This window comes from Paenibacillus sp. NPDC056579, assembly GCF_042793215.1.
Taxonomy (GTDB): domain Bacteria; phylum Bacillota; class Bacilli; order Paenibacillales; family NBRC-103111; genus Paenibacillus_S.
The window spans coordinates 1-21686 of the sequence record NZ_JBHTVD010000009.1 but is presented as its reverse complement, the minus strand read 5'-3'; the positions used below and the strand labels follow the sequence as shown (position 1 = coordinate 21686).

Annotated in this window: 21 protein-coding genes; 15 read left to right on the top strand and 6 right to left on the bottom strand. The window is 51.3% G+C overall.

Annotated elements, in window-relative coordinates; all coding sequences use genetic code 11:
- Window positions 1–1400: 1400 nt before the first annotated feature.
- The 4 genes from ACFQ88_RS28400 to ACFQ88_RS28385 all read right to left on the bottom strand — a co-directional run bounded on the left by ACFQ88_RS28400 (window position 1401) and on the right by ACFQ88_RS28385 (window position 3767).
- Window positions 1401–1904 (bottom strand): GNAT family N-acetyltransferase, encoded by a 504-nt coding sequence (locus tag ACFQ88_RS28400; protein WP_379459482.1) that lies wholly within the window; start codon window positions 1902–1904, stop codon window positions 1401–1403.
- Window positions 1901–2092, bottom strand: coding sequence for a hypothetical protein (locus tag ACFQ88_RS28395; RefSeq protein ID WP_379459480.1), 192 nt, complete (start codon window positions 2090–2092; stop codon window positions 1901–1903). The genes ACFQ88_RS28400 and ACFQ88_RS28395 overlap by 4 nt, the downstream gene beginning before the upstream one ends.
- A 71-nt stretch (window positions 2093–2163) precedes the next feature.
- The gene (locus tag ACFQ88_RS28390; RefSeq protein ID WP_379459478.1) at window positions 2164–2625 is read right to left on the bottom strand and encodes a GNAT family N-acetyltransferase; all 462 of its coding nucleotides are present in this window, start codon (window positions 2623–2625) and stop codon (window positions 2164–2166) included.
- Window positions 2626–2759: 134 nt separating this feature from the next.
- Window positions 2760–3767, bottom strand: a complete 1008-nt coding sequence (locus ACFQ88_RS28385) for an ABC transporter substrate-binding protein (RefSeq protein ID WP_379459476.1) — start codon at window positions 3765–3767, stop codon at window positions 2760–2762.
- Window positions 3768–4086: 319 nt separating this feature from the next.
- Here ACFQ88_RS28385 and ACFQ88_RS28380 point away from each other — a divergent pair, with 319 nt between their 5' ends.
- The 8 genes from ACFQ88_RS28380 (at window position 4087) to folE (ending at window position 9912) form a co-directional block, all read left to right on the top strand.
- Window positions 4087–4509, top strand: coding sequence for a GNAT family N-acetyltransferase (locus ACFQ88_RS28380; protein ID WP_239630127.1), 423 nt, complete (start codon window positions 4087–4089; stop codon window positions 4507–4509).
- Between the two features lie 256 nt (window positions 4510–4765).
- Entirely contained in the window at window positions 4766–5326 is a 561-nt protein-coding gene (locus ACFQ88_RS28375) for a DUF402 domain-containing protein (protein ID WP_379459473.1), read from the top strand.
- A gap of 2 nt (window positions 5327–5328) precedes the next feature.
- On the top strand, window positions 5329–5925 hold the full coding sequence (lepB, locus tag ACFQ88_RS28370; RefSeq protein ID WP_239630125.1) for a signal peptidase I: 597 nt from the start codon (window positions 5329–5331) through the stop codon (window positions 5923–5925).
- Window positions 5926–5976: 51 nt separating this feature from the next.
- Window positions 5977–7152 carry a tRNA epoxyqueuosine(34) reductase QueG gene (queG, locus tag ACFQ88_RS28365; protein ID WP_379459470.1) on the top strand — a complete coding sequence of 392 codons (1176 nt, stop codon included), beginning with the start codon at window positions 5977–5979 and terminating at the stop codon, window positions 7150–7152.
- Window positions 7124–7642, top strand: a complete 519-nt coding sequence (locus tag ACFQ88_RS28360) for a methylated-DNA--[protein]-cysteine S-methyltransferase (protein ID WP_379459468.1) — start codon at window positions 7124–7126, stop codon at window positions 7640–7642. Before queG ends, ACFQ88_RS28360 begins: the two co-directional genes overlap by 29 nt.
- A gap of 149 nt (window positions 7643–7791) precedes the next feature.
- Window positions 7792–8826 (top strand): HD-GYP domain-containing protein, encoded by a 1035-nt coding sequence (locus ACFQ88_RS28355; RefSeq protein WP_379459466.1) that lies wholly within the window; start codon window positions 7792–7794, stop codon window positions 8824–8826.
- Between the two features lie 99 nt (window positions 8827–8925).
- Window positions 8926–9156: a YneF family protein gene (locus ACFQ88_RS28350; protein WP_239630121.1), complete on the top strand. Its 231-nt coding sequence runs from the start codon at window positions 8926–8928 to the stop codon at window positions 9154–9156.
- Window positions 9157–9321: 165 nt separating this feature from the next.
- Window positions 9322–9912: a GTP cyclohydrolase I FolE gene (gene folE, locus ACFQ88_RS28345; RefSeq protein WP_239630120.1), complete on the top strand. Its 591-nt coding sequence runs from the start codon at window positions 9322–9324 to the stop codon at window positions 9910–9912.
- Between the two features lie 56 nt (window positions 9913–9968).
- On the opposite strand, the gene ACFQ88_RS28340 is transcribed toward folE, so the two are convergent.
- The gene (locus ACFQ88_RS28340) at window positions 9969–11000 is read right to left on the bottom strand and encodes an alpha/beta hydrolase (RefSeq protein WP_239630119.1); all 1032 of its coding nucleotides are present in this window, start codon (window positions 10998–11000) and stop codon (window positions 9969–9971) included.
- Between the two features lie 311 nt (window positions 11001–11311).
- On the opposite strand from ACFQ88_RS28340, the gene ACFQ88_RS28335 reads away from it, so the two are divergent.
- Complete coding sequence (locus tag ACFQ88_RS28335) at window positions 11312–12055, top strand: IclR family transcriptional regulator (protein ID WP_239630118.1); 744 nt, start codon at window positions 11312–11314, stop codon at window positions 12053–12055.
- Window positions 12056–12231: 176 nt separating this feature from the next.
- On the opposite strand, the gene acnA is transcribed toward ACFQ88_RS28335, so the two are convergent.
- The gene (gene acnA, locus ACFQ88_RS28330) at window positions 12232–14937 is read right to left on the bottom strand and encodes an aconitate hydratase AcnA (protein WP_239630117.1); all 2706 of its coding nucleotides are present in this window, start codon (window positions 14935–14937) and stop codon (window positions 12232–12234) included.
- Window positions 14938–15208: 271 nt separating this feature from the next.
- On the opposite strand from acnA, the gene ACFQ88_RS28325 reads away from it, so the two are divergent.
- The 6 genes from ACFQ88_RS28325 (at window position 15209) to ACFQ88_RS28300 (ending at window position 21272) form a co-directional block, all read left to right on the top strand.
- Window positions 15209–16231 carry an amidase domain-containing protein gene (locus tag ACFQ88_RS28325; protein ID WP_379459462.1) on the top strand — a complete coding sequence of 341 codons (1023 nt, stop codon included), beginning with the start codon at window positions 15209–15211 and terminating at the stop codon, window positions 16229–16231.
- Between the two features lie 259 nt (window positions 16232–16490).
- Window positions 16491–17654, top strand: coding sequence for a D-alanine--D-alanine ligase (locus ACFQ88_RS28320; RefSeq protein ID WP_379459460.1), 1164 nt, complete (start codon window positions 16491–16493; stop codon window positions 17652–17654).
- Between the two features lie 137 nt (window positions 17655–17791).
- Window positions 17792–18112 (top strand): hypothetical protein, encoded by a 321-nt coding sequence (locus tag ACFQ88_RS28315; RefSeq protein WP_239630114.1) that lies wholly within the window; start codon window positions 17792–17794, stop codon window positions 18110–18112.
- A 124-nt stretch (window positions 18113–18236) separates the two neighbouring features.
- The gene (gene uvsE, locus ACFQ88_RS28310; protein ID WP_379459457.1) at window positions 18237–19223 is read left to right on the top strand and encodes a UV DNA damage repair endonuclease UvsE; all 987 of its coding nucleotides are present in this window, start codon (window positions 18237–18239) and stop codon (window positions 19221–19223) included.
- Between the two features lie 107 nt (window positions 19224–19330).
- Entirely contained in the window at window positions 19331–20101 is a 771-nt protein-coding gene (fabI, locus tag ACFQ88_RS28305; protein WP_239630112.1) for an enoyl-ACP reductase FabI, read from the top strand.
- Window positions 20102–20399: 298 nt separating this feature from the next.
- Window positions 20400–21272 (top strand): inositol monophosphatase family protein, encoded by an 873-nt coding sequence (locus tag ACFQ88_RS28300; RefSeq protein ID WP_239630111.1) that lies wholly within the window; start codon window positions 20400–20402, stop codon window positions 21270–21272.
- Window positions 21273–21686 lie beyond the last annotated feature (414 nt).

Sequence of the window (21686 nt, the reverse complement as noted above, 5' to 3'; positions counted from 1 at the left end):
GACGGTGGAGGAGCGTAGTAGCAAGAGTTGTTGCAGAAGCAGTGGAAGAGCGTTGCAGAAGCGGTGAATGAGTCGTAGTAGAGACGGTGGAGAAGCGTAGTAGCAAGAGTTGTTGCAGAAGCAGTGGAAGAGCGTTGTAGAAGCGGTGAATGAGTCGTAGTAGAGACGGTGGAGAAGCGTAGTAGCAAGAGTAGTTGCAGAAGCAGTGGAAGAGCGTTGTATAGCGGTGAATGAGTTGTAGTAGAGACGGTGGAGGAGCGTAGTAGCAAGAGTTATTGCAGAAGCAGTGGAAGAGCGTTGTAGTAGCGGCGAACGAGTCGTAGTAGAAGCGGCGGAGAAGCGTAATAGCAAGAGTTGTTGCAGAAGTAGTGGAAGAGCGTTGGGTAGCGGTGAATGAGTTGTAGTAGAGACGGAGGAGAAGCGTAGTAGCAAGAGTGTTGCAGAAGCGGTGGAAGAGCGTTGCAGAAGCAGTGGCTGAGTCGTAGTAGAAGCGGTGGAGGAATGTAGTAGCAAGAGTTGTTGCAGAAGGCAGTGGAAGAGCGTTGTAGCGGTGAATGAGTTGTAGTAGAGACGGCGGGAAAACGTAGTAGCAAGAGTTGTTGCAAACGCAGTGGAAGAGCGTTGTAGTAGCTGTGAATGAGTCGTTGTAGAGACGGTGGAGGAGCGTAGTAGCAAGAGTTATTGCAGAAGCAGTGGAAGAGCGTTGTAGTAGCGGTGAACGATCATAGTAGAAGCTGTGGAAGCGTGTAGCAACAAGCGTGTTGTAAGAGCGTGGCAAAAGCGTCACAACTGCGCAGCAAGAGGCACCGCCAGAGTGCTGTAAGACTCTGCACGATCGCAAATGCAAGACTGCGTCGCCAAAGCATTGAAAGGCTCTGCAATAGCATAGCAAATCCGCATCCAAGCACCGATCGGACACAGGATCCGCTATTTGCTCTAAACGCGCTTTTTTGGCGACCTATCGGACAGGAAATCCGTTATTCGCCCAAATTCAGCCGATTTTCGCTGAAAATAGGGTGAATAACGGATCTGGTGTCCGATCGCCCCTCATTTTGGCATCAAAATGAGGAAATAGCGGACGTACGGTCCGAAGCCTCCCCGGCTTCGCACAATCCTAAGCGGCAGCGGCGGCAGCAACTGCAGTATAGATGGGTGTAGGCTCCCCCAGCACACGATTCTGCACAGGAGCTGGTTGACTGAACGCAAAGAACCTGACGGGCAAGGATCCTGCTCCGTCAGGTTGCTCCTTTAATTGGCGCTCCTGCTCTTACGACTCCGCCTTATGTCTACTGCGTCTACGCACACCTATACCGTCCGCTTGACCCTAAGGATACTGCTCCAAGCTGCAACAGAGCGGTAGTGCCTGCTGCCCGTCAAGAAGCCGTGAGCGCCGGACGCGGCTATTCCAGCCTCTTGGCGTAGCAATGCCTCGGGTGCCCGCCGTACATAGGGCGGGTGAACTGAAGAGCAAAGCCGGCAGCCTCCAAATTTCGGCGGCTGGCGAGGTTGTCGGGATGGACGGTGGAGTACAAACACACCAGTCCGCGCGTTCGGGCCCGCTGCTCGCGCAGCTCGTGGAAGAATCGCTGCAGCCCCCGGCCCCGCACCGATTCATGAACGATCGTCGCATCGAGCACTCCGACCCGGTCGAGCTCCGAATCCGGAACTCCGAATTCGCGGCCCAAATTGCCTGCAGCCGTTCCAGGGATGGCAAGCACGGTGTAGGCGACCAGCCGCCCGTTGTCAAAGGCTCCGTAGATCTCGCCTCCGCGATTCAGCAGGCTATGCAAGTACGCTACATCATCCGTAGCGAACAGCGAGCTGGAAGGGAGGCGGGAGACGACATCCGTCATCAGCTCGTGCACGGCCGCTACGTCGTCGTGGCCCATGGAGCGTATGGTCATGCCTTCGTATGGCATCCTTTCAAAGGATGCAGCAGCCTGGTCATCGGCTCCACCTGGCGCTCCACCGACGCCCTCGGTTCCACCAGTTCCAAGTGCTTCACCGATTCCCTCGGCTCCACCAGTTCCACACTGCCCGCCGACTCCATCGACTTCACCTGCTCCACACGGTTCACCAGTTCCAAGCGCATCAGTCATTCCATCGGCTCCGTCAAATGGCAAATTAGTTGTCATAATTCTCCTCGTGGTGATTATGCTGAAATTAGACGAGATGTTTTCGCATACAAATGCTGCTCGGACAATCTATATATTCTCCGAACCGGTCAATAAGCTCGTAACCGAATTTTTTGTACAGCTCTATCGATTCCTGCTGCATCGGCCCGGTTTCGAGGAGCATAGCAGTGAAGCCCGCCTGCTTCGCATCCTGCTCAAGGAACGTCATTACCCTGGACGCAATCCTTCGGTTCCGGTACGCCGGATCGACGAAAATGCGTTTCAGCTCTGCGGAGTGAGAGTCCAGAGGACGATAAGCGCCGCATCCGGCAGCCTTTCCGTCCAGATAGGCGACGACAAAGACGATGTCTTGCACCTTAGGCTCGTCCAAATCGACGACGAACACCTCTTCAGCCGGATAGATCGAATACAGGTAGTCGTCCAGCTTGGCGATCAGATCGAGCAAATCTTTATTTTTCGGTTCCGTAATTTGTAAAGTCAAAGTGCTCATGTGTCCGTTTCTCCTTGCTTCACGCTAGTAGATATGTTCTTTATTATACATCATGTTCGCCGAAGGTGCGTAAAGAGACAGCTCGCGTCGTGCCGACAAATAAAAAAGAGGGCGCAAGGCCCTCTCTCAAAAACTTATTTTTTCAAAACGATTTTTTCCAAATCGTCCATCATAAGATTTGCGGAAATAATGCTTCCGGATGAATTCCATGTATCGTCGCTTACTTTATGAACATTGCTCTGCTTCACGACATTAAGGTTTTTCCAGAGCGGATCGTTGGTCCATTCCTTCTCGACGCTGCTCGCTTCCTTCTTGTCGTTGTCCCAAGTGTAGTAGAACAGGATGTCGCCTTCCATATCCGGAATGCGCTCTTTGTTTACTTCATCGGCGAACGTCTCTTTGTTTTGCGCTTGCGGACGCTGGAAGCCGATCTTTTTGAGCATGAATCCGGCGAACGTATCATTATAGTAGATACGCGTTTTGCCCGGAATGAAGCGAACGAGGGATACTTTCATGTTCAGCTTGTCGCCTGCTTTGGTTTTGAACTCGGCGATGCGTTGGTCAAGCTTGGCGAGCAGCTGATCGCCTTCGGTCTTCTTGCCCAATGCTTCGGCATACAGCTTGAAGTTCTTTTGCCAGTCGGCATTGATTTTCTCGGAAAAAACGGTTGGAGCGATAGCGGACAGCTGAGCGTATACTTTTTCTTGGCGCAGCTTGTTACCGATGATCAGATCCGGCTTCAGCTTGGCGATAGCCTCCAGATTCGGCTGATTCTCGTCGCCTACTACTTCGACTCCTTCAAGGTCCTTTTTAATATGATCGTAAAAAGTAGTCCCGGACCACGATTTAACCGCTCCGACAGGCTTGATGCCGAGTGACAGCAGCACTTCCGTACCCTCGTTCGTCAGTACAACAACCTTGGACGGCTTGCCGGGAAGCTTGGTTTCTCCCATAGCGTGCTGCACCGAATAAGAAGCGGAGGCTGCCGCTTTCTCTGGCTGGGACGTCGGCTGGGAACCGCCGTTGCTGCCCGCATTATCTTTAGCCGGTGCCTGGCCGCAACCGGATACAATCAAGCCAATACTAAGAACAGCACTTAAAAGAATGGATGGTTTGGTCCAACGAATCCGTTTGACAAACATCTGAGATATCTCCCCTTATATATCTAATAATGAAAATCATTCTCAGTGAATTTTACTCATTTCTTCCTATTCTGTCAATAGGGGAAAAAAGATCACGAAATGTCCGGAGCTTATGACACCGACCGCTGGGCGGAGCTGAAGCTCGTGCCTGACCTAGAGTGAACGAACGTTCGTGAAAACGCTTAAAAAATAGCGCTTTCAGTAGAATTTTAAAATATTATGAAGTTTTTTTGTGTTTTTTTCGAAATTTAGAAGGAATATTGCGAGATTTGTCGTATTTTATATATTAACTATACCAAGCGGCGGGGAGAGTTCAGAGATGCTTGTTCGTTCCTTTCAATTGTCCGATTACGTTTCCGTTACCAACTTGTTCAAGCAGGTTTTGACAGAGGCCTGTTATGACGAAACCATGGAAGCCTTCGCAAGACAGCTTTCGTGGGACAGCGAATTGGTGCTTGTCGCCATCGAGGAAGACCAGCTGGTGGGTATTATCGTAGGCACAATCGATAACCACAACGGCTATTATTACCGTATCGCAGTAGGTCAGGAGTTTCAGCGCAGGGGCATTGGCAAGGCATTGATCGAAGGGATGAGACAACGTTTCGTTCAACGGAAAGTTCGCAAGATTATGGTAACGGTAGATGTACACAATGAGACGGTCATTCCGGTATATGAATCGGCAGGGTATCAAGCAACGGATTTCTCGCGGACGACGCACCGCCTGAGCATTGTCAACGGATAAGCATCCGCTGCTAACAAGCATTGAATAGCATTACCAAGGCATAGCCCGCATGCGCTGCACAGGCTGTGCTTTTTTGTTTTTTCTGCCGCCGGATTCGGTGTATTTTCGTGGATTTATTCGCTGTATGACGGGAATCCTCTTGAAAGCGGCCGGACATAAGTTTATGCTAGACAAAAGACGATTTAAGGCGATAATCCGGTGATTTTCTTATGAAGGCATCGGCGAACGTACGTTAATATAGAAGGGTTTGGACCTCATGGCGACGTTTTCTTCCTACATTATAAAAAGCTTCAAGCATGACGGACATTTACACCGTACCTGGCAGGAAAACGGGATGGTGCCCGAATCGCTTCTGCATGAATCGCACAAAGCCGAATCGATGATGGTTCTAATCAACAGCCAGACCAAGATTATCGAAGCGGACGGGAAGGAATGGGTCAGCCGCATCCCGGGCATTTCGTTTTTTATTCCGAAGCAATGGTTTAATGTAGTGGCGCTGCTCGAGGACTCCGGAGTGCGGTATTATTGCAACGTGGCATCTCCGCCTTATGTGAACGGAAACGTCATAACGTATATCGATTATGACCTGGATGTGATCCGAATGCCGGGAGGCGCCGTTCATATTGTCGATCAGGAAGAGTATGAGAGGCATAAAATCTGCTACCATTACTCATCCATCGTTGACGGCAAGGTCAAACAAGGCCTTCAGGACTTGCTTCTTCGCATCCAGCAGGGCCAGGCACCGTTCCATGACGAATGGGTGCATGAATATTACCGGCAGTGGCAGAAGTGGAAAGGTGAAGGGGCGGAGGCATAAGCATGGTTTTTTTCCCTCAGAAAAAACCGGATCGCGACTTGGCGGGGCAAGGGGCTCCGGTGGATCAGGCGACGGATTTTATGGCGGAACTATGGGATTGGATGAAATCTATCGTCGTTGCATTATTCCTTATTCTGTTGATCCATCAATACGGATTTCATCTGTCCCCTGTAAAGGGTGCATCAATGCGACCAACTATTGAAGAAGGCGAATGGCTGTTTATTAATAAAGCGGCTTTTTGGACGAGGGAGCCCGAGCGGGGGGATATCGTCGTGATCAAGGAGCCGGAGGGTGAAGGCTCAGAGCACTTATATTTGGTCAAACGCGTCGTCGCCATTGCTGGGGACGAAGTGTTTATACGGCAGGGCAAGCTGTACGTGAACGGCAGCTCGAATGAAGAGAGCTATACGGATTCCCTCATTGAGGACGGCCGGTTCGATCCGTATATTGTGGAACCGGGTCATATCTTTGTGATGGGGGACAACCGTCACCGGAATGCAAGCTACGATAGCCGCAGCTTTGGCGCCGTTTCGCTGAGTTCCGTAGAAGGACTCGCGGAATGCATCGTATGGCCGGTAGCCAAATGGGGATCATTGTAAGAAAAGGGACGATAGTTTAAACGGTCCCGATGGATCGTGAGGTGAGAACAAATGCCGACAGAAGCGAAAGACGGGAGCAACATGAACTGGCACCAGCTGAAAGCGGACATGAAGGCGGCAGCCGCAGAGCTCGGTATCGATAAAATAGGAATTGCGAGCGCCGATCCTTTCACCGAGCTGAAGGATATTTTGCTGCGTCACCGCGAGCAGGGCTTTGAATCGGGCTTTGAGGATCCGGATTTGGACAAGCGGACGGATCCTGCGCTTAGTCTGGAGGCGCCGCGCTCCATTATCTCTATTGCGATAGCTTATCCGTCGAAGCTTCCTTATGTGCCGCGCTCCGAGCCGGGAGCTTACCGCGGAATGCTGTCCCGGTCCGCATGGGGCGAAGACTACCACCGCGTGCTGCGCAATCGGCTGCAGCGGCTGGAAGCATGGATACGGGAGCGCGTTCCCGATGCGAGACTGGAGAGCATGGTGGATACGGGAGCGCTCGTGGACCGTGCCGTAGCGGAGAGAGCGGGGATCGGCTGGAGCGGCAAAAACTGCTCCATTATTACGCCGGAATTCGGCTCCTGGGTGTACCTTGGGGACATGATTACGAATTTGCCCCTGCCCCCGGATTCGCCTGTCACGGAAAGCTGCGGCGACTGCACGATATGTATTGACGCTTGCCCGACGGGAGCGCTTGTAGGGCCTGGCCAGCTGAACTCGCAGCTGTGTATTTCGTTCATAACGCAGACCAAAGGCCATATCGAGGACGATGCGATAAAGGAGAAAATCGGCAATCGTCTGTATGGCTGCGATACGTGCCAGATCGTCTGTCCCAAGAATAAAGGGAAAAACTGGACCCACCAACCGGAGCTTCGGCCAGACCCTGAGCAGGCCAAGCCGCTGCTAATGCCGCTGCTTGATATCAGCAACCGGGAGTTCAAAGAGAAGTTCGGCTCCAGCGCCGCAGCGTGGAGAGGCAGAAAGCCGATTCAGCGCAATGCGATATTGGCGCTGGGGCATTTTAAAGACAAGGAAGCCATACCTGCCTTGCGTAAGTTGCTGAAGACCGACGACCGGCCGGAAATTCGCGGGGCTGCTGCCTGGGCATTAGGAAGAATAGGCGGAGAGCAGGCACTGGAGGCCATCCTCGAAGCCAAGGAACGGGAGCAGGATGCAATCGTAAGGAAGGAGCTGGACAAAGCCTATGCCAAGCACGAGCATCCATTACACTGAGGTATCGTCTCCTATCGGGCCGTTGATTGTCGCAGCTTCCGACAGCGGACTGTGCCATATCGAATTCGGCCGGTTCTCGGATAACGAAGCTGATCTCCAAAAGTGGTCCGATCGATGGTTCGGAACGACCGAATGGGAGGAGAGCGGCTCAAAGCTCACGGAGGCACAAAACCAGCTGGAGCAATATTTCGACGGAAGCCGTACGACTTTCGATGTGCCGCTTGATTTGCGGGGAACGCCGTTTCAAGTCAAAGTATGGCGGGCGTTGACGCAGGTTCCATACGGTCAAGTATGCTCCTACAAAGACATCGGACGGGCCATTCAGTCGGAAAAGGCGGTCCGCGCCGTAGGCGGAGCCAACAATAAGAATCCCGTCCCGATTATTGTTCCGTGTCACCGCGTTATTGGAGCGGACGGATCCATGGTCGGCTATGGCGGCGGGCTGGATGTGAAAACCCGCTTATTAAGGCTCGAAGGTTATCCGATATAAGTAGTAGGACGTTCGTCGCAGTCCGGGGAACAGGAACTGCCGAATGATGCAATAGAAGAGAAGCTTTGCCGAGGGAAGCGTTGAATGTATCGCAAGCTACAGGCTTACGGCGATATGGCGTCCTGGCGGAAGCTTTTAGGAGAGAGCCTATGAGATACGTACACATTGATAATGTCGAGCCCGGCCAGTTTCTGGGAAGGACGATTTTCTCCGGCAACGGGGCGGTGCTGCTCTCCGAAGGGGTGCAGCTGACGGTTTACATGATAACGACGCTGAAGCGGATCGGCGTCACGATGATCTACATTAAAGACCCTCAGTTTGAGGACGTGGAAATAGCCGAAGTCGTGTCGGAGGAAACGAAGCGCGCCGTCATGCAGCGCATGGGGGAAACGTTCGAATCGATCCGCTCGGGCAAAGACTTCAACACCCGCAGCATTAACGGCAGTATCGACAACCTGCTGGAAGAGATTATGAAGAACAAAGAGGTGCTTATACAGCTCTCCGACATACGCACCCAGGATAACCAAATGTATGTCCATGCGCTTAACGTATGCATGATGTCCGTGTTGATAGGCATTCATATGGGGCTTCCGATGGCTCAGCTGCGTGAGCTGTCGATTGGGGCCATGCTGCACGATGTGGGTAAAATCGAGTCCATTACGGACGACGAATCTGCCGATTTGCGCAAGCATCATACTTGGCGGGGCTTCGAACTGCTTAAAAACAAACGCGAGCTGAGCCTGCTCATAGCGCATGTAGCGTTCCAGCATCATGAGCGGATGGACGGCGAAGGCATCCCGAGAAGAATACCCGGCGATCAGATTCATCTGTATGCAAAAATTACGGCCGTCGCCGACACGTATGACAACCTGCTGTCCGACCTTTCATTAGGCCGGCGCATGCTGCCGCACGAAGCTTGCGAACAAATGACGGCGCTTGCCGGAACACAGCTCGACCGCGAGATTGTGATTCACTTCCTGCGGACGGTATCCGTATATCCGACGGGTGCTTCGGTAAAGCTGTCGACCAAGGAAACGGGGGTCGTTGTAGGGCAGCACAGAGGACTTCCGGGTCGCCCGGTCGTCCGGGTCGTCAAATCCGACTTCTCCGACCGCGAGCTGAACGTAAAGGAAGTCGATCTGGCCAAGCATACGACGGTGTTTATCGACAGCGTGCTTTTATAGACGGGCGGAGAGGCAAATAGAAAAAACGTATTTGTGTGCAAGCGCAGTATTTGCTATTATGGTACAATGATAACTTCCTAATGAGGTGAATTCGTAGTAATGTGGAGCTATATTATCCCTATTGTTACTCTACTTGTCGGCGCGGTAGGCGGATTTTTCGCAGGTGTCTACTATTTGCGCAAGCAGCTTGAAAATATGCAGAGCGACCCGGCTATGCTTCAGGAAATGGCCAAGAAGATGGGGTACAACATGAACAAGCAGCAGCTGCAAAAAGCTCAGCAAATGATGAAAAACCAAAACTTCGGCGGCCGCAAGCCGGGAAGAAAATAAAGTAAGCTTCACCTCCGGTGAAGCTAATGAAGAAGCCTACGAAGCAGGCTTTGCTTCACAAAGCCCAGTTTATCCTTACGATGCAAACTTCACCCAAGGTGAAGTTCAGCAAATCCTTACGAAGGTAAGCTTCACCCCTGGTGAAGCTCACAGGAGGTGCAAAACATGCCGGCCAAAGAATACAAAAATACCCGGGTCAGCGAAAACCGCGAATTAATCGAAGGTCACATAAAAGAGATTTTAAGATTAATCGGAGAAGACGTAGATCGTGAAGGTTTGCTCGATACCCCTGCCCGGGTAACCCGGATGTACGAAGAGATATTCGCAGGCTACGAAGCGGACTACAAAGAGATTCTCGGCGTAGCCTTCGACGAGAAGCACGAGGAGCTCGTCATCGTGCGGGATATTGTGTATTACAGCCAATGCGAGCATCATATGGCGCCGTTTTTCGGCAAAATTCATATCGGCTACGTGCCGAGCGGCAAAATCGCCGGTCTCAGCAAGTTTGCCAGACTGGTCGAAGCCGTTACGCGCAAACTGCAGGTGCAAGAGCGGATCACATCCGAAATCGCCGATATTATCGAAACGGAGCTTACGCCTCACGGCTGTATGGTCGTTGTGGAAGGCGAGCACTTGTGCATGTGCGCCCGCGGCGTGAAGAAGCCGGGCAGCAAGACGGTGACGTCGGCCGTTCGCGGTATTTTCCGCAAGGAACCGGCATCGCGTGCCGAATTTTTGTCGCTGCTGAAGCAATAAACGAACTCAAAAAAATCCCCCTTTCTTGTTGAAGACCAACAGGCAAGGGGGATTTTTTAATTTACGACAGCTCCGGGCTCCTTTTGCAAAAAGGCCTGCGAAGCAGCGACGTTTTTCAGGAAGCCGGTCGTTAAAGATAAGTAGGTTTTCGGATGCGCTCTGTAGATCAGCTCATGACTGTCATTAGGGAGCAGCCACAGCTCGGAACCGGAATTGGCCGGCTGGTTGTTGTAAATGGTTTGCGCCATTTCATAGGGGGCCTTCAAGTCCTGCTTTCCGTGAATGAAGAAGATCGGGATGGAGTACTTCGTCTCCTTGACCTTGTCGTAAGGAATCTGGCTCAGGTTTACGCCGTTAATGAACGGGAAGAAGAAATCGACCAGCGGCTGCGTCGGATATTTCGGCAAATTGGCGACCTGCTTCATGTTATGATACAGCGTTTCGGGCTCCAGAATGAAGGTGCTGTCCAGGATCATGCCCTCGATATCGTCGGTTAACAGCGCGGCCTGCAAAGCGGTGCCGGCTCCCATGGAGAAGCCCCATACATATACGTGCTCCGCGCCTTGATCCTTAGCATATTTAATTGCGCCGAGCAGCTCCTGCGATTCGCGGATTCCTCCGGTCACGCTTTCCTTCGGCTGTACGAAGCCATAATCGAACATGAGGACATTATAGTTTTGCTTGTGGAGCTCGCGAGCCAAATCGTAGATCGGAACCCAGATTTCTTCGCGGTTTCCGCCGTAGCCGTGCGAGAAGACGACGGTTTTCTTGGCCGGAGCAGCCTGTTGGGCCGGGATATACCAGCCGCTTAAGACAGAGCTTCCGTTCAGGCTGGGGAACTCGATATCTTGATAAGCCGCGCCGAATGCGATCGACGGGTTCGAACGTAAAGGATCGATATGAGGCCTGGCTAACGTCCAGGCGATATATGCATGGAAAGCCATAACCAGACTGACAAAGAGCAGCACGACGGAAAGCAGAGCGATTAGGATCGTTTTGATTCTGCGTCTGGCTACGGAACGCGTTTTGACAGCGGTTTCAACACTTGTTGTGCTTATAGTGGTTGGGGTGACGGGGTTCGTTTCCATCGGGATCCCTCCTTGTTGACTAAGATGACTTAAGCGGTGAACAGCGAATTCCATAGGCGGAGAAATCGATGGGTAACACTTGCTTGGTCTTCTTATAACTATAGTAAAATGCAGCGGGCATCCGCGTCAATCGTTCGCGAGAAATGTTAGCTTGTTGTAATCTGTCCGTAATATTAGGACGGAGCTAGGTCTTTTAGACGGTATCCCAGTCAGATTTTGGTGAAATAATACCTTTACGTTTTTGCCGGACCGAGTTATACTATACGTAACAGAGTTTCATTTGGTGAAACTATATGACGGAGGAACCTACGATGGAAGATGGTAAACTAACCGTGCGCGCCGTAGAACGCGCACTGGATATATTGCTTTGCTTTACGGATTCGTCCGATTTGAGCCTGACGGAAATCGCGTTCCGTGTATCGCTGCACAAGAGCACGGTGCATCGGCTTCTTGCATCCTTGGAAGGGAAGGGCTTCGTAATCCGTGACGCCGCTTCGGATAAATACCGGCTTGGCTTCCGCATATGGGAGCTGTCGGCCAATATGACACATAGCGATGACCCGGCGCTGATCTTTCTGCCGGAAATGGAACGGCTGCGCGACCAGCTCGACGAGACGATCAGCTTATATGTAAGCGATCGGTTCGAGCGCGTGCGCGTGCAGGCGGTGCAGAGCAACCAGGCGATTCGCCGCGTTGCTCCGATCGGAGCGAGAATGCCGCTCTACGTCGGCGCTTCGAGCAAGATCCTCGTCGCCTTCGCGGAGCAGGAGCTGCAGGAGGCGCTGCTCTCGAGCCCGGCTTGGCCGGCGGGGCTCGATCAAGGCGCCTTCCTGCAGCAGCTGGCGGAGGCGAAGGCGCTCGGCTACGCGACGAGCGTCGAGGAGCGGGAGCCCGGCGCCGCGGCGGTGGCGGTGCCCGTCTTAACCCGGGCGCAGCGGCTTGTAGCCGCGCTTGCGGTGAGCGGACCCTCCAACCGGCTCACGTTGGAGAAGATGAAGGAGCATGCGCCGGTCCTGATGGAAGCGGCCAGCCGCATGGGCAAGATGGTGAAATAAACAAACAGGAGCTTCGTCGGGTCATACTCATGACCCGGAAGCTCCTGTTTTTCATTTCACCGCGCTTCTTGCGGAAGCAGCCTCCAACCGCGCTGCTTCGACAAGCAAAAAAGCCCCTTGCGGGGCTTTTCGCTTGTATTGCATGAATCTTTGTATCTATTGGTTCAAGGCTTAGATTAAGCCATGATTTGACGCAATACGGTTTGCAGAATACCGCCGTTTCTGTAGTAGTCTACATCCACCATGCTGTCGAGACGTACGGATACTTCGAAGGAGAAGCTGGTTCCGTCTTCACGGGTAGCCGTTACCGTTACGTTTTGACCCGGTTGAACGTCGTTGCTCAAGCCGGAGATGTCGAACGTTTCAGTACCTGTGATACCAAGCGTTTTCCAGCTTTGGCCTTCGTGGAATTGCAGAGGCAATACGCCCATGCCCACGAGGTTGGAGCGGTGAATACGCTCGAAGCTCTCAGCGATAACCGCTTTGACGCCAAGCAAGAATGTACCTTTCGCTGCCCAGTCACGGGAGCTTCCTGTACCGTATTCTTTGCCTGCGATAACGACAAGGTTCGTTCCTTGAGCTTGATACTTCATGGAAGCATCGTAGATGGACTCGACTTCGCCGGTCGGCAGGTAAGTCGTTACGCCGCCCTCGGTGCCAGGTGCCACTTGGTTACGAATACGGATGTTCGCGAACGTACCGCGCATCATAACGTCATGGTTACCACGGCGGGAACCGTAGGAGTTGAAGTCTTCCTTCTTCACGCCATGCTCGATCAGGAATTTACCTGCCGGGCTGTCGACTTTGATGTTACCTGCAGGAGAGATATGGTCCGTTGTTACGGAATCGCCCATCAAAGCCAAAGTTCTTGCGCTGCGGATGTCGGCGATATCGGAAATGCCAGCGCCCAGGTTCTCGAAGAACGGAGGGTTCGCGATATAAGTGGATTTCTCGTCCCACTCATACAGCTCGCCTTCTGGAACATCGATAGCGTTCCAACGCTCGTTGGCGCGGAATACATTCGCATATTTCTCACGGTAAATTTCAGGACCCATAGCCGTATTGATAGCTTCTTGGATCTCGTCTTTAGTAGGCCAGATGTCTTTCAAGTAAACCGGCTGGTTCGCTTGGTCGTAGCCGATAGGATCGTTCGCCAGGTCGATGTTCACTGTTCCTGCAAGAGCATAGGCAACAACCAACGGCGGGGAAGCCAGGTAGTTCGCTTTGACTTGTGCGTGAACGCGGCCTTCAAAGTTACGGTTACCGGACAATACAGCGGCTACCGTCATGTCGTTGTCTGCGATCGCTTTGCTTACTTCGTCAGGCAAAGGACCGGAGTTACCGATACAGGTTGCACAGCCGTAGCCAGCTACGTGGAAGCCCAATGCTTCGAGGGACTCAAGCACGTTTGCGTTTTTCAGGTACTCGGTAACAACCAGGGAGCCTGGAGTCAAGCTGCTTTTCACGTAAGCCGGTTTTTTCAAACCGCGTGCTACCGCTTTTTTCGCAACGAGACCTGCACCGAGCATAACGCTTGGGTTGGAAGTGTTAGTACAGCTTGTAATAGCCGCGATAACGACTGCGCCTGTGCCCATTTTGGTAACTTCGCCGCTAGCGTGTTTTACTTCAACGGTTTCAGCGATTTTTTCGTCGCTCAAGCCGTATCCGCCTTTTTCAATCGGCGTGCGAACGATCGAGTTGAACGATTCCTTCATAGCTGTCAGCTCTACGCGGTCTTGAGGACGCTTAGGACCTGCCAAGCTTGGTACAACGGAGGAAAGGTCAAGCTCGATTTTGTCCGTAAATACAGGGTCCGGAGTATCGTCCGTACGGAACATGCCTTGTGCTTTATAGTAAGCTTCAACCAAAGCGATTTGATCTTCTTCACGGCCAGTGCCTCTCAAGTAGTTGAGGGACTCGGAGTCAACAGGGAAGAAGCCGATCGTCGCGCCGTATTCAGGTGCCATGTTCGCAACTGTTGCACGGTCTGCCAAGCTGATGTTGCTAAGACCTGGGCCGTAGAACTCGACGAATTTACCTACAACGCCTTTTTTACGAAGCATTTGGGTAACGGTAAGAGCCAAGTCGGTAGCCGTAGCGCCCTCAGGCAATGTGCCTGTCAATTTGAAGCCGATAACTTCAGGTGTAACGAAGTACAGAGGTTGTCCAAGCATTCCTGCTTCCGCCTCGATACCGCCTACGCCCCAGCCTACGATACCAAGACCATTGATCATTGTAGTGTGGGAGTCAGTACCTACGAGGGAATCAGGATATACTTCCGTTTCGCCGTCAACGACTTTCGTAGCTGCTACGCTAGCCAGGTACTCCAAGTTAACTTGGTGAACGATACCTGTTGAAGGAGGAACAGCACGGAAGTTGTCGAATGCCGTTTGTGCCCAACGAAGGAAACGGTAGCGCTCTTCGTTACGCTCGAATTCAATGTTGATGTTGGTGTCCAAAGCGTCTTTGGTACCAAAAGCATCAACCATGACAGAGTGGTCGATAACCAGGTCAACCGGAACGAGCGGGTTGATCCGTTTAGGGTCTCCGCCGGATTTCTTCATCGTGTCTCTCATTGCCGCCAAGTCAACGACAACCGGTACGCCGGTGAAGTCCTGAAGAACGATACGAGCAGGAATAAAAGGAATTTCTTTCTCTTCGCGCTCTTTCGCCCAGTTTGCGATTTGCTTTACATGATCTGGAGTAATCGCTCTGCCGTCGAATTGACGAACCGCTGCTTCCAGCAGCACTTTAATGGAAAAAGGAAGTGCGGAAATGTTGCCGAGGCCTTGCTCCTCGAGTCCTGGCAGGCTGTAGTACTGGTATGTTTTACCTTTTACGTCAAGCGCTTTACGGACCGAGTAATGGTCTTTTTTAGCCATGAGTGTCATTCCTCCTTAAGAAGTTGTAAGCTGAAACCATCTATGTTTCATCTATTGAAACAGGATTTCATAATTGCCATACACTAAGTATACATGCTGAAAGGCCCCGCGTAAAGGTTAAATTCAATCATTTTTACTTGGATTTCTTCATATATTGGAGTAATTGCTATGCGTGAAAAAGCCTGTCTGGTTTACGTTTTTTCATATAACTTGCATCCCGTTCAGCTAGGCAGCCCTTAACAGCCATTTCATAATAATGGAGGTAGCCCGCATGTCTTGGAAAACGACGCTCTATGATTACGTTCATCACAAAAATCAAATGGACATGGATTATTCCGTCCAGCCTCTGCTGCCTTTTGTTACCGATAATGGTTATTTGCAATCCCAAATTCAGCGGCTGTCGAGAACGGCTCATTCCGATCAGGACCGCAGGTTTTATCCTGTGAAAAGCGAGACCCGCTTAACGATCCTGCAAGCGGACGAACAGCCCGGGAACGTAACCGCCGATGTCCTGCTGCGGCGAACGTCCGTAGGAACCATCGGTTATCGGGAGCAGGAGGAAAAGAGACTGGAATCCGAGCGTATCCAACTCATGGAATATGATGGGAAATGGTATATCGCAAAGATCGATTCCATGGCCACCGAGCGGTCGTATCCATCCGAGCAAGCGGCTGCGGACGACGACCTGTCTGAAATGGACGAATATACCGTCAGTTCTTCCGCCCCTTCGCTCTCTGTGCCTTATTTGAATTACAGCGTGCTCCCCTACTTGGAGTCAAGCGGCCGAAAAGGGTCTTATGACCGGATGAAAGCCGTTCAGTACGCCGATACCTGGTGGGATAAGGCGAATCCCGCTTACATTGAATTTGAAGTGGACTGCAGCAATTTTATATCCCAGTGCCTCTTTGCAGGCGGGGCGCCAATGCACTATACTGGGAAAAGGGATTCCGGCTGGTGGTACAAAGGCCGCTTTAACGGCCAAGAGCAGTGGAGCTTCAGCTGGGCTGTGGCTCATAGCTTGCAGCACTACTTGCTGGCGAACCGCGGCGGATTTCGCGCCGAGGAGGTGCCACGGGCGGAAATGCTTGAGCTGGGTGACGTAATAAGCTATGACTGGGACGGCAACGGACGATACCAGCACAGCACTATCGTAACGGCCAAGGATGGGAACGGAATGCCGCTGGTGAACGCCCATACTACCAACAGCTATCACAGATACTGGAGCTACAGGGACTCTGTAGCCTGGACGGAACACACTAAATACAAGTTCCTGCATATTGCGGATCTGCTGTAGCCTGAAAGCTTCGGCATTCTTCGAATGTTCTTATCATATGATCCGAAGCTTAACATTCCTCGAATGATCTAAGCAGATACTTCCAATCGATCATTTCGCGGAATGTTCTTAGCGCACGCATTCGAAGTTGAACATTCCTTTACGGAATGTTCTTAGCGGCGCATGCTTACGAAGTTGAACATTCTTCTCAGAATGTTCTTAGGTTACGAGAATAGCGATAGTACTATGCATTGAATGACATATCCATTCGGAGGTTATTATGAATGACAAAATTCGCGTCGGCTTAATCTACGGAGGGAAGTCGGGAGAGCACGAGGTCTCTCTGCAGACGGCACTCGCCGTAATTAAAGCATTCGATATGAACAAATACGAAATTCAGCCATTTTACATAACGAAGCAGGGGGAATGGCGCACGGGCCCTCAGCTGACGGCTCCGGCGCAAACCGTTGCCGAGCTGACGTTCCAGGATGAGGCGCTATCCGCTCCGGCATCATCGTTTGCGCTTCAGCCGTTTTTTGCTTCCCAGCTTGCAGGGGATAAGGCCGTAATCAGCTCGTCCCAAACGGCACCGGCTCAAAAGACAGGTTCGGCCCAAGACAAGCCGCTGGACGTCGTATTCCCTCTGCTGCACGGTACTTTCGGCGAAGACGGAACGATCCAGGGTCTTCTGGAGATGGCCAACATCGCCTATGTAGGCGCAGGCGTACTTGCTTCCTCCGTGGGCATGGATAAGGTCATGATGAAAAAGGTGTTCGCGCAGGAAGGCTTACCGCAATGCGTGTTCCGTCATTTTACCAAGACGCAGTGGGAAAAGGACCAAGCCTACTTCCTGATGGAAATCGAAATTTCCATTGGCTATCCTTGTTTTGTCAAACCGGCTAACCTCGGCTCCAGCGTCGGCATCAGCAAAGCAAGTAACCGTGACGAGCTCATCGCCGCCATTCAAATCGCATTCCAGTATGACCGTAAAGTCATAGTCGAGGAGAACATCAACGCGCGTGAGGTTGAAGTAGCCGTGCTAGGCAATGATGAGCCACGTGCATCCGTTGTCGGTGAAATCGTATCGTCCAATGAATTTTATGATTATAAAGCGAAATATATCGATGGCAAATCTTCCATGATTATTCCGGCCGAAATTTCCGAGGAGCTGTCCGATCAAATTCGCGAGCTGGCGGTTCGTGCATTTCAAGCGGTTGACGGATCCGGCTTATCGCGTGTCGATTTCTTTTTGCGCAAGGAAGACAATCGCATTTTTATTAATGAGATTAATACGATGCCAGGCTTCACACCTTTCAGCATGTATCCGCTGCTATGGAAAGAGACGGGCAAGCCGTATCAGGAGCTTCTTGACGATCTGATTACTCTAGCTTTACAACGCCATGCCGATAAACAGCGGCTTCAATATACGTTTGATGTAGAGTAAGGGACTAGAACGAGGTTGTATCCAATCGAATATTCCGTATGTGACGCCGTTATCGTTCCATTGACTTGATTCGTGAAGCGGCTTCACGTATGCTTAGCATAAACAGGTTGATAAAGCCTTGGGAAGGAGGACCACGTATGGGATTTCAAACCGAATTCAATTCTGTATGCAAATTCAAATCCGAGCAGGAGCTTTACGAGCTGTTGGAATATGGCCGGGGCAAAATGGTCAAAAGCGGCTTCCGGGTTTTCCCGACGGGGCAGATGGTCATTGCCTATACTCCGGAAAATAAAGCGATCGCCATAGTCAAAATTGTCGCATCCATCGCGGAAATCAATTTTCAGGGCGAGGAAGTGACTCAAGTGGAAATGGAGCTGGTCCGCAGGCTTACGGATGAAGAAGCGCGCGTGCAAACGTCGCTGGCTCATGAAATGTTTTTTGGCCTAAATCATAAATAACGTTAACGAAGCAAAAGCATCTTTTCGTCGCAGGGCGAAGAGGTGTTTTTTATTTCCGCTCTGATAGCTCTTGGCGCAAATGGACAACCTAGCCGGTAGATGAGAGGAAGGAGTGTGCAAGCCTGTGATTGTTCGTCTCGGTTATGTGGCAATGTCGATGAGTGTGTCCAATGCTTCTCCCTCCAAAACGATGACGGCAACCCAATTCTTGAAGCTGGAAGACCGGGAGGCGGCAATTCGAAAGCTGGAGCGTATAGCTGCGGAAAATATCCATAATACGCTTCGGCTTCTGAAGCATAACCGGGCACACGATATCATCATGTACCGGTGCTCGTCCAAATTGATTCCGCTGATCGGTCACGAAGCTCTTCGTGGCTGGAACCCGATGCCTGTGTTATCGGAGGCTTTTGCCGAGTTAGGTTCCTATGCCCGTGAACATGCGATGCGTCTCAGCTTTCATCCTGATCATTTTACGGTGTTAAGTACTCCGAGAGACGAGGTGCTGCGCAACTCGCTGGACGATCTGGACCGGCATGTGACGATGTTAGAGGCGATGGGCCTTGATGAATCGGCCAAATGCAATATTCATGTCGGGGGCACCTATGGCAACAAAAAGACGGCGGCCGACCGGTTCGTCTCCCGATTCGAACAGCTGCCGGAGCGAATCAAACGGAGAATGACTTTGGAAAACGACGATAAAACGTTCACCGCTCTCGAGACGCTGGACATTTGTGAAAAGGTGAACACTCCCATGGTGCTCGATATTCATCACCACCAGGTCAATCACGAGGAGGGCCGGGACAGTGCTCCTGAGCTGTGGCCCCGCATTTTGCGTACGTGGGAAGGGGAGCGTGAGCAAGGCTCGGATCGACCGCTGCCGCCCAAAATCCATGTGTCCAGCCCCAAAAGCGAGAAGGATCCGAGAGGTCACGCGGACTTTATAGATGCTCGTGTACTCATGCCATTTCTTCGTTCGATCTCCGCTCTCACACCCAGGCTGGATGTCATGATTGAAGCCAAAAAGAAGGATGAAGCATTATTCAAGCTGGTGGAGGATGTGCGTGAGGAAGCGGGCGTAACCTTGCTGGATCAAGCTTCGTTCGAGCTTTAAACCTACTATATTCTCTCTTGAATTATTGGTAAAAATGGGGTAACTTGAGAAAGAAGTAAGGTTGGCCAAGCCGCCTCATTTTAATTCGGAGAGGGGACTTCTATTTCATGACTCAACTGCTGAACGGTAAAAATATACTAATTATGGGTGTTGCGAACGATCGCAGTATCGCTTGGGCGATTGCTCAATCTTTGGCCGCTCAAGGTGCGCGCCTTGCCTTTACTTATGAGAGCGAGCGCGTAGAGGAACGGGTACGCAAGCTGGCCGATACGATTCCCAATTCTATCGTACTGCCTTGCAACGTAACGGTGGATGCGGAGATTGATACTCTTGCTGCGGCTGTTCGTGAGCATTTCGGCGTTCTTCACGGGCTTGTACATAGCATTGCGTTCGCTAAGACGGAGGAGCTGGAAGGGTTGTTCGTAGGCACTTCGCGCGACGGTTTCGCATTGGCTCACGATATTAGCGCTTACTCTCTCGTTGCGGTTGCCCAACGCCTGTATCCGTTGATGACCGAAGGCGGCAGCATCATGACGATGACGTACCTCGGTGCGGAACGCGCCATGAAGAACTACAACGTAATGGGCGTAGCCAAAGCGGCTTTGGAAGCGAGCGTCCGTTATTTGGCCAACGATTTGGGTCAATACAATGTTCGTGTCAATGCGATTTCGGCAGGTCCGATCCGCACGCTGGCGGCAAAAGGCATCAAGGACTTCAACTCCATCTTGAAAACCGTAGAAGAAAAAGCGCCTCTCCGACGCACGACGGAAACAGCCGAGGTTGGCGACACCGCCATGTTCCTTATGAGTCATTTGTCCCGTGGTATTACTGGAGAAGTCATTTATGTTGATAACGGCTATCATATTGTAGGCGTGTAATTCAACTTACCCTATATTATTTGCTTGAAGAAGATCCTTCGTTGCGACGGCAGAAGGGTCTTTTTTCATATGGAGGCGGCAGTGCTTTTGCTGGATAGGCAGCTCAGGAGAACGAGGGTGTTTTCATCCCCGGGATAGAGGGTGCGGAGCTCGATTTGACCCGTTCTGATGTTTGTTGATTTGTCATAAACTCTAGTATTAATTGGGTGAAACGCTGTAGCTTTTGGGTCGTAAATTAACTATACTGGTTGTAATCGAAACCAAACTATTTTTTATGGGAAGAAAAGGACTGATTGAAATGGCTAACGAAAGCAATTCATCTTTTGTTGTGGGAAGCAAAAATTTTACCGCAGTGGCCATCAATACCGCATCCAAAGCTGGAGAGTGGATCCAAAGCAAGCTAGGGGACTTCAACAGCTTACATATGAAGTATTCCCCTCATGATCTAGTTACCGAAGTGGACAAGGGTGCGGAGACGATGATCCGCAATTTGATACAAACGCACTTTCCTCATCATTCCATACTGGGTGAGGAGGGAGTGGAGCCGGGACCGGAAGCTTCCAGCAAAGCATTGGAGGAGGCCAGCGAGGCCGAGTATTTATGGATTGTAGATCCGCTGGACGGAACGACCAATTTTGTGCACGGATTCCCGTTTTTCAGCGTATCCATTGCGCTTGCTCATAAAGGGGAAGTCATTGTAGGTGTAGTGTACAACCCTATCCAGGACGAGCTTTTCGTTGCGGAAAAAGGAAAAGGCGCCTACCTGCACGGAAGACGCATGCGTGTATCTACAGAAATCAAGCTCTCCGAGTGCTTGGTAGCGACAGGCTTCCCGGCCGACAGAAATTATGCTTTGCCTATTAATATGCAAGGCGTACAGGCGTTGACGCCCAAAGTTCGCAACATTCGCGTAGCGGGCTCCGCTGCTTTGCATATGGCCTATGTGGCCGCGGGAAGGCTGAGCGGGTTCTGGGAGATCGGGCTGAATTCGTGGGATGTTGCTGCAGGCTCGCTGCTGATAACCGAATCGGGCGGTCGTGTAACCGATACTGCAGGCAATCCATATACGTTGGGAGTTCGCCATGTTCTAGCCTCCAACGGCCATATTCATCCGGAGTTTCAACAGGAGCTCGCGCTTGCCCAAGCGACCGGCTTTGAGGCGAAGGAATAGTCATATTATGAGAAACAGTCTGGTGACGATACTGCATTTGCAGTTTTGTTATCAGGCTGTTATTTTTTATTGAAGGCGGATATACTATAAAAGTTGAAATTTAGGGTTGCAAATAATTTTGGATCATGCTATATTGGTCTTCCGGCCAAATGACGGCTGGCAAGCAAAGGGAAGCTTAAATAAAGAAATTTAAAAAAAGCTTGCATTGCTTGAGAGAATATGATATATTGAAATTCCTTGCTGCTGATTGGGCAACGAGGAAATGAACGAAATTGTCCTTTGAAAACTGAACAATGAGTGAGTGTTAAATAGAGAATGAAAATTCTCGCTAGCATTGAATTTTGAGCTTAAGACAAGCTCTGTTATACGGTCGCTTCGGCGACACTTTAATGGAGAGTTTGATCCTGGCTCAGG

Excerpts from the sequence above, each read along its gene's own strand:
- ACFQ88_RS28400 (WP_379459482.1), bottom strand. The coding sequence starts at position 1,904 with ATGACCATACGCTCCATGGGCCACGACGACGTAGCGGCCGTGCACGAG.
- ACFQ88_RS28385 (WP_379459476.1), bottom strand. The coding sequence starts at position 3,767 with ATGTTTGTCAAACGGATTCGTTGGACCAAACCATCCATTCTTTTAAGT.
- ACFQ88_RS28335 (WP_239630118.1), top strand. The coding sequence starts at position 11,312 with ATGGAAGATGGTAAACTAACCGTGCGCGCCGTAGAACGCGCACTGGAT.
- ACFQ88_RS28375 (WP_379459473.1), top strand. The coding sequence starts at position 4,766 with ATGGCGACGTTTTCTTCCTACATTATAAAAAGCTTCAAGCATGACGGA.
- ACFQ88_RS28360 (WP_379459468.1), top strand. The coding sequence starts at position 7,124 with ATGCCAAGCACGAGCATCCATTACACTGAGGTATCGTCTCCTATCGGG.
- ACFQ88_RS28340 (WP_239630119.1), bottom strand. The coding sequence starts at position 11,000 with ATGGAAACGAACCCCGTCACCCCAACCACTATAAGCACAACAAGTGTT.
- ACFQ88_RS28325 (WP_379459462.1), top strand. The coding sequence starts at position 15,209 with ATGTCTTGGAAAACGACGCTCTATGATTACGTTCATCACAAAAATCAA.
- ACFQ88_RS28355 (WP_379459466.1), top strand. The coding sequence starts at position 7,792 with ATGAGATACGTACACATTGATAATGTCGAGCCCGGCCAGTTTCTGGGA.
- ACFQ88_RS28320 (WP_379459460.1), top strand. The coding sequence starts at position 16,491 with ATGAATGACAAAATTCGCGTCGGCTTAATCTACGGAGGGAAGTCGGGA.
- queG (WP_379459470.1), top strand. The coding sequence starts at position 5,977 with ATGCCGACAGAAGCGAAAGACGGGAGCAACATGAACTGGCACCAGCTG.
- ACFQ88_RS28350 (WP_239630121.1), top strand. The coding sequence starts at position 8,926 with ATGTGGAGCTATATTATCCCTATTGTTACTCTACTTGTCGGCGCGGTA.
- ACFQ88_RS28395 (WP_379459480.1), bottom strand. The coding sequence starts at position 2,092 with ATGCGCTTGGAACTGGTGAACCGTGTGGAGCAGGTGAAGTCGATGGAG.
- folE (WP_239630120.1), top strand. The coding sequence starts at position 9,322 with ATGCCGGCCAAAGAATACAAAAATACCCGGGTCAGCGAAAACCGCGAA.
- ACFQ88_RS28390 (WP_379459478.1), bottom strand. The coding sequence starts at position 2,625 with ATGAGCACTTTGACTTTACAAATTACGGAACCGAAAAATAAAGATTTG.
- lepB (WP_239630125.1), top strand. The coding sequence starts at position 5,329 with ATGGTTTTTTTCCCTCAGAAAAAACCGGATCGCGACTTGGCGGGGCAA.
- ACFQ88_RS28315 (WP_239630114.1), top strand. The coding sequence starts at position 17,792 with ATGGGATTTCAAACCGAATTCAATTCTGTATGCAAATTCAAATCCGAG.
- ACFQ88_RS28300 (WP_239630111.1), top strand. The coding sequence starts at position 20,400 with ATGGCTAACGAAAGCAATTCATCTTTTGTTGTGGGAAGCAAAAATTTT.
- acnA (WP_239630117.1), bottom strand. The coding sequence starts at position 14,937 with ATGGCTAAAAAAGACCATTACTCGGTCCGTAAAGCGCTTGACGTAAAA.
- ACFQ88_RS28380 (WP_239630127.1), top strand. The coding sequence starts at position 4,087 with ATGCTTGTTCGTTCCTTTCAATTGTCCGATTACGTTTCCGTTACCAAC.
- fabI (WP_239630112.1), top strand. The coding sequence starts at position 19,331 with ATGACTCAACTGCTGAACGGTAAAAATATACTAATTATGGGTGTTGCG.